6 protein-coding genes are annotated in these 4,128 nt (G+C 61.2%); 5 read left to right on the forward strand and 1 reads right to left on the reverse strand.

The features are described from left to right. The first annotated feature begins 170 nt into the window (after positions 1 to 170). From AC5DC2_RS20400 to AC5DC2_RS20415, 4 genes are read left to right on the forward strand one after another with little or no spacing between them, the layout of a single operon-like run. The gene (locus AC5DC2_RS20400) at positions 171 to 815 is read left to right on the forward strand and encodes an XkdW family protein (RefSeq protein ID WP_491699807.1); all 645 of its coding nucleotides are present in this window, start codon (positions 171 to 173) and stop codon (positions 813 to 815) included. A gap of 4 nt (positions 816 to 819) precedes the next feature. Then, entirely contained in the window at positions 820 to 1,086 is a 267-nt protein-coding gene (locus AC5DC2_RS20405; RefSeq protein WP_491699808.1) for a hypothetical protein, read from the forward strand. 3 nt (positions 1,087 to 1,089) lie between these two features. Next, positions 1,090 to 2,241, forward strand: a complete 1,152-nt coding sequence (locus AC5DC2_RS20410) for a hypothetical protein (RefSeq protein ID WP_491699809.1) — start codon at positions 1,090 to 1,092, stop codon at positions 2,239 to 2,241. Then, the gene (locus AC5DC2_RS20415) at positions 2,234 to 2,590 is read left to right on the forward strand and encodes a hypothetical protein (protein ID WP_491699810.1); all 357 of its coding nucleotides are present in this window, start codon (positions 2,234 to 2,236) and stop codon (positions 2,588 to 2,590) included. The genes AC5DC2_RS20410 and AC5DC2_RS20415 overlap by 8 nt, the downstream gene beginning before the upstream one ends. 39 nt (positions 2,591 to 2,629) lie before the next feature. Here AC5DC2_RS20415 and AC5DC2_RS20420 read toward each other — a convergent pair whose 3' ends face one another. Further along, positions 2,630 to 2,989 (reverse strand): VanZ family protein, encoded by a 360-nt coding sequence (locus AC5DC2_RS20420; protein ID WP_491699811.1) that lies wholly within the window; start codon positions 2,987 to 2,989, stop codon positions 2,630 to 2,632. A gap of 117 nt (positions 2,990 to 3,106) precedes the next feature. Between AC5DC2_RS20420 and AC5DC2_RS20425 the strand changes: the two genes are divergently transcribed. Beyond that, complete coding sequence (locus AC5DC2_RS20425) at positions 3,107 to 4,051, forward strand: glycoside hydrolase family protein (protein ID WP_491699812.1); 945 nt, start codon at positions 3,107 to 3,109, stop codon at positions 4,049 to 4,051. Positions 4,052 to 4,128: the final 77 nt, after the last annotated feature.

Raw genomic sequence — 4,128 nt, forward strand, 5'->3', positions numbered from 1 at the left:
GGCGCCCGCGTCCAGCATGACAGCGGCACCTATGAGATCGGTACGGTCCAGACCACCGGCAACACGGTCGACTGCCCGGACGGCATGTTCATCACCGGCCTGCGCTGCCAAAACTATGACTGGGCGGTGCGCGAGATCTATGTGCGGGCCAAATATGCGAGGAACCAGTAATGGCGACAGTTCTTTCACCCGACAGCGCCAATGCGCTCAATCCGGATCTCGATCACGATACGCTCGGCTATCTTCTGTCGCTGGCCTATCCCGGCGCCGAGCCGGGCAGGGATTTTAGCACTGGCCATATTGTCGATGATGACAGCGGCGAGCGCGTCGGTTCGGCCGTGATCCTCGACTGGCAGGTCGATGCGGCCTTTCCGACGCCGGACGATCTCCATGCCATGCTCGATGCGCATCGCGATGCGGTTGAGGCCTTTGCTCGGGAGCGTGCAAACCGCGCTATGCGCCTTGCCGTCGATGCCGAGCGGGATCGCCGGATTGCGGCGGGTTTCTTGTTCAATGGCGTTCTGTATCAATCCCGGGCGGAAGACCGGGAGAACATTGCAGGCGCGGCAACGGCAGCGCTTGGCGCCATGATCAACGGTGCTGAGGCCGGCGACTATCGCTGGCATGACGGCGACAGCGACTTTGTCTGGATCGCCGCCGATAACAGCACCCACAAAATGGATGCGGCGACCATGTATGCGCTGGGTCAGGCCGCCCTTGCCCACAAGCAGGCGCATATCTTTGCCGCCCGGGCGCTGAAGGATCTGTCATCGATCCCGGCAGATTTTGCCGCCGGCATCCACTGGCCGGAGTAGCACCATGCCATCCCTGACAATTGGAACAAGCCTCGCGGCCACGCGGCCGCCGGGGCGCGGGCAATGGTGGGCGTCCGCCGCCTATCCGGCCGATGACGCTGCCACAGGTCTGACCCTCGGCCCGGCCGCCATCATGGATTTTGGCGGCAATCGCTATGCGACGATCGAGGGCTGGTGGGAACTGCCAGCTTATGCGGCGGGCGATGCCGAGGGGATAGGTAATCCGCCCGCCGCCATTCTTGATTTTTCCACTGACAGATATGCGAGGTGAACCATGCGAAACGCTGGTTTTGCGGAGATGATTGATTTTACCCGGCCCGGCTCGGCGACCTATGTCGATGCCGATGGCGTGATCAGGGTCGCTGCGGTGAACGTGCCGCGCTTTGATTATGCAAACGGGCGGCGGCAGCTGTTGCTGGAGGGGCCGGCGACGAATTTTATCGCGGCCGGAGCAAATCCACGATTATGGGGTGGGAATGGAGGAGACATCGCAGACTATGATGTCCCCTTCGGGGTCCTTACAAATGGGGTCCTGTCTATCAGCCGGGGAGAGTCTTATCACCGAGTTTCCCGAAGCTTTAACCAAGGATTTTCCGAGGGAGACAAACTCGGTTTTCTTGCTGTCGTGAAAGAGGGAGACAACTCCAGTGGTCAGGTTGGGGTGACTGTCGGCTTCGCCGACGAGGAAATGACCCGGTATGGCGTGGTTGAATATGCCTTTGATACTGGCGAGTTTAACCTGCGCCAGGAATCTGCCTGTTCTTTTGACAACCTCTCTGCACTCGAATTGGCGTCCGGCGTTGTTCTCATTCGCGGCACCATGACGGCTAAGACTGATGTCATCTCGGGGAGTTTCGGAGTGGGGCCGCGCTCAAGCGTACCCGGACAGAATGTCGTGGTGTATGCCGGCCAAATGGAATTCGGCGCAAATCCATCTTCACTAATTTACAGTATCGATGGAAGTGACACCACTCGTCCTGCTGACAAAGCACAACTGACTGAGCCGGTTGCTGCGTTGTTGAGGCGTGATGAGGTCAGTCTTTTGGTGCAGGGCCAGGGCTTTCAAGGCGAAGGCGGGCGTCTTGTCGGCGATGGCTCGTCGCGTCGCATTGTCGGCTTTGGCACCAGCGAGACAGCGATCTACGCCGGAAACGCCAACGCCGTAACGATCGGAGAGGCCGCGCGCCCATTGCCGGCTTTTGGCATCGCGGTTGCCAACAGCATTCCCGACAGCGCCAAACGGGGAAGCTTCAACAGCGAAGCCGTGGTGAGCAACGCTTTCCCGCTCGATAGCGGTTTCGAAGAGGTTTTTCTCGGGCGGGATGGTGCCGGGCGGTTTGCCCCCGGTTGGTTCGACAAGATTGTCATCTGGCCTTTCCGCATGACGGATGAGGACCTTCAAACAAAGGCGGAGCCCTATGCGTGATGTGTTCCTGAAGTTTGCCGACCATGCCGAAGCGTGGGCGGTACTCGCCGGCGCGGGCATGACGGTTGCGGCCGGAGAAGAGGACGAAACCCGTCTTACCTATCGCGATACCGGACTGCCGGCAGGCATGCTGGCGCTCAAGCCCGTCGGCGCTGCTTGCGATGGTCTCGTCTACGCCCCGACCGGCAAGACCGTAACTGGCGGCGACGGCATCGCCTATCCGGACATGGCGGCCGTCGACGGCTATCACGTCAATTTCCGTCTGGCCGACGGCGCGGCTCTGCCGGCGGAGCTGGCGGCCCATGTGGTCGCGCCGGAACCGGCAACGCCCGCCGAACGCTTCGCCTGAGCGACTTGCTGCGCCTATCGGATGACGCTCTCGTGAGGCTTATCGGAGGACCCGGTTTGTATAGCTCAGTCGGATGCGGTTGAGCATATACCCCAGTGCAATTCCGGCAGCGGCGCCTACGGCTTTGATACTGGCATCGCCAATTCGGGGATGCCGCGTCGGCACAAGATGCTGCAGCGCTTCGATGGTGAAAGAGCCCAGCAGTACGAAAATGGCCGCATAGAGCCAATGCTTCGGAAACGCCAGCACGAACAGCATGCCGAGAAGCACGAAGGCCAGTGCACGATCGATATCAACCGGCAGAATGTCGCTCGGCCGCAGGCCGATCGGTGAGACGGTTGCAAAAACAATGAAAGCCAGCGTGCCGATCGCCAGAGTGCGCAGAAATATCGTTGTCATAGATTTGTAACATTACGCTCTTCGCGTTAGCTGGCAAGTGTCAAATCTTTAATGATCGCGGCGACCCGATAAGCCAACCATCCGGGTGTTGCCCGGAAACTCCAAGGGAAAACCAAAATGGAAATCACCACGGTCTCCGAACCGGGGGCAGCCTTCGTGCGCGGGCACGAGGGGGCGCCCACCATTGCCTATCTCGATCCGACCGGTACGCCGACGCTCTTTGCCGGCTTCACCATGAACTCGCCCTATTGCCGGCTGGAACTGGCAAAGATCGGGATCACGCGGATCGTCCCCGGCAAGACAACAATCTCGCTTGAAGACGGCGACCGGATCTTCCGCGCCGTGCTCAATCAGGGCTATGCAAAGGAGGTGGTCGCCAATTCACCGGCGGATCGCACGCAGTATCAGCTCGATGCCGCAACCAGCGCCGCCTATAATCTCGGCGGCCGCGTGGTGAGCAAATGGCGTTTCGGCAAGCTCTGGCGTGCCGGGAAGCTGAAGGCGGCCGCTGATTATCTGGCCACGCATTACAACACCTCGAAGGGAAAGCGCCTCTCGGGGCTTGTTCGGCGGCGCCGGGAAGAGGCGCTGCTGTTCGAACAGGGCATCTATACCGGTGTGTATGCCGCCGCGCCTGAAGGCGTTCCGCGCAAGGCCACGGGCATCGTGCCGAAAACAGGTGATCCCGTCGTGCGCGATGTCCAGACCATGCTCACAAAACGCGGTTTCGATCCCGGCGCGATCGATGGCTGGTTCGGCGAGAAGACGAAAGCGGCCGTGCTTGCCTATCAGATGGCGCATCCGCATCTCAAGAATGACGGGATCATCGGGCCGGCGACCATTGCCCAGCTGCGCCGGGACATGAAGGCCGCTCGGGATGCCGCACAAAAGTCCGGGGCCTCAGCAGCGGCCACCGGCGCGCTCGCCTGGGCGTCCGGTCTGCCGGTCGGCTGGATCGTCGGCGGCGTTGCCGTTGCCGCCGCGCTCTGGTTCGCCTGGCGCTATCGCGATGTCATCGCGCGCCGGATCAACACGCTGACCGGTCACGAGGTGTGGGTATGATCGCCGCGATCGTGACATGGCTTGCGAAGCTCGGCGCAGGCGGCCTTCTCGATCGCGCCGTCGACCTGATCGAACAG

This window comes from Martelella sp. (assembly GCF_984369615.1).